The sequence below is a fragment of the Mesorhizobium sp. M7A.F.Ca.MR.362.00.0.0 genome, from assembly GCF_004023175.1.
Lineage (GTDB): Bacteria > Pseudomonadota > Alphaproteobacteria > Rhizobiales > Rhizobiaceae > Mesorhizobium.
Window position 1 is genome coordinate 1,244 of the sequence record NZ_RZTF01000198.1, and the last position, 1,474, is coordinate 2,717.

2 protein-coding genes are annotated in these 1,474 nt (G+C 59.1%); both read left to right on the plus strand.

From position 1 onward, the window contains the following. Positions 1–757 (plus strand): hypothetical protein (locus tag EOC06_RS22120; protein ID WP_206631230.1); only part of this gene is annotated, 757 nt, incomplete at its 5' end. Next, positions 754–1,474: FecR domain-containing protein (locus tag EOC06_RS22125; RefSeq protein WP_206631231.1), on the plus strand; the 721-nt coding region annotated here is incomplete at its 3' end. The genes EOC06_RS22120 and EOC06_RS22125, both read left to right, overlap by 4 nt.

Genomic DNA, 1,474 nt, shown 5'->3' on the forward strand with positions numbered 1-1,474 from the left:
CCGGTGGGACCTCGGCACGCCAAGTGCCGACGCGCTGGTGCTTTCAGGGTCGTTGACGGCGACAGAGCGTTTTTTCACGGAAGACCTGTCGGTTCCGGGTAGCGATAAGACTTTTGTCCACGGCAACGCAGCGATTACCTGGGACAAGGGGCTGCCCAATAGTGGGATCGATTCGCTTCGCCTGCTGCTCTCCGCATTTACCGTTACAGACCGTTTCGACAGCGATATTCAGGAAACCGGCATTGGCCTTGGTGGACGTTTCCTCGTTCGACCGACGGTCGAAACGACGCTCTTCGCCGGTGGCGGCTACATCGATCTAAGCGCCTCGCAAGGCATTTTCGCCGACAGCAGGGTCTTCTATGAGGCAGGCGGCAGCTACCGCTTCCGCAATGGCCAGGCGCTCGGACTGCGCTTTGTCGGCTCGAACGACTTCGCTTCCGGATCTGGAGAAATCGGCCGCAGCTACTCAGGCGAGGTCCGCTATGGCGGCCTGTTGATGAACGTACCGGATCTTTTCGCATGGTCACACCAGATCGCCTTCTCGGCCGGCCACAGCGACATTCCCGATCTCTCGGTCGGCATCGGCACAAATATTAAGAGCGACTTCTGGCGCATTGCCTCGGAAAGCGATTTTCAGCTGACTGAAGCCCAGAAGATCAGCGTTGATCTCGCCTATCGAGAAACCACTTTCGCCATCGCCAACCGCGACCGAAAATCGTTCGAAATGCTCATGAGCTATACGTTGACGCTCAATTGAAAGAGGCCTCGATGAGGTACCGTCAGATCGCTCTTTTTATCGCCTGCCTTGCTTTCACGGTACCATCCGCCGCTGAGACAGTCGGGTCGATGACAGCCTATCAGACCAACATCGTCCGCAACAACGGTGGGACAATGAACGTTGGTGCTGGCGTCGAACTCGGCGACCAGTTGCGCAGTGACCCCACCGGTCTTGGAATGCTGGTGTTCCGGGATGAATCGAGCGCCAAGATTGGTCCGAACACCAGCCTGACAATCGATGAATTCGTCTACAATCCGGGCTCCGGTTCCGGAAAGATCGATATCGGGATGAACAGCGGCCTGGCACGTTTTTATGGCGGCCAGGTTTCTAAAGGGGGCGTCATGCAGGTTGCGACGCCGCACATGGTGCTCGGGGCGAGAGGCGGCATCATCGAAGTGCTGGTGGCAGCCGGCCAGACTGTCGGCATATTGCGCGCCGGCCGCATGACCTGCACGATCAGTGGCAAACGGCTGGTCATCACAAACCCGGGCTACGCCTGCACGTCGGCAGATGGCAAGCTGCTGACCGGCTACGGTGGCATCGACACCTTCCCGATATTGGACAGTATTGACCGGATAGCGGGCACCGGCCTGCCAGGGGCACCGGGTCCTGGGTTGGACGTAAGCGCAATTTGTGCATCGGCACTCGGCGGCTCGCTCGAAGTCTGCGGGTCCACGGACGGCGCATTGCCAGGAG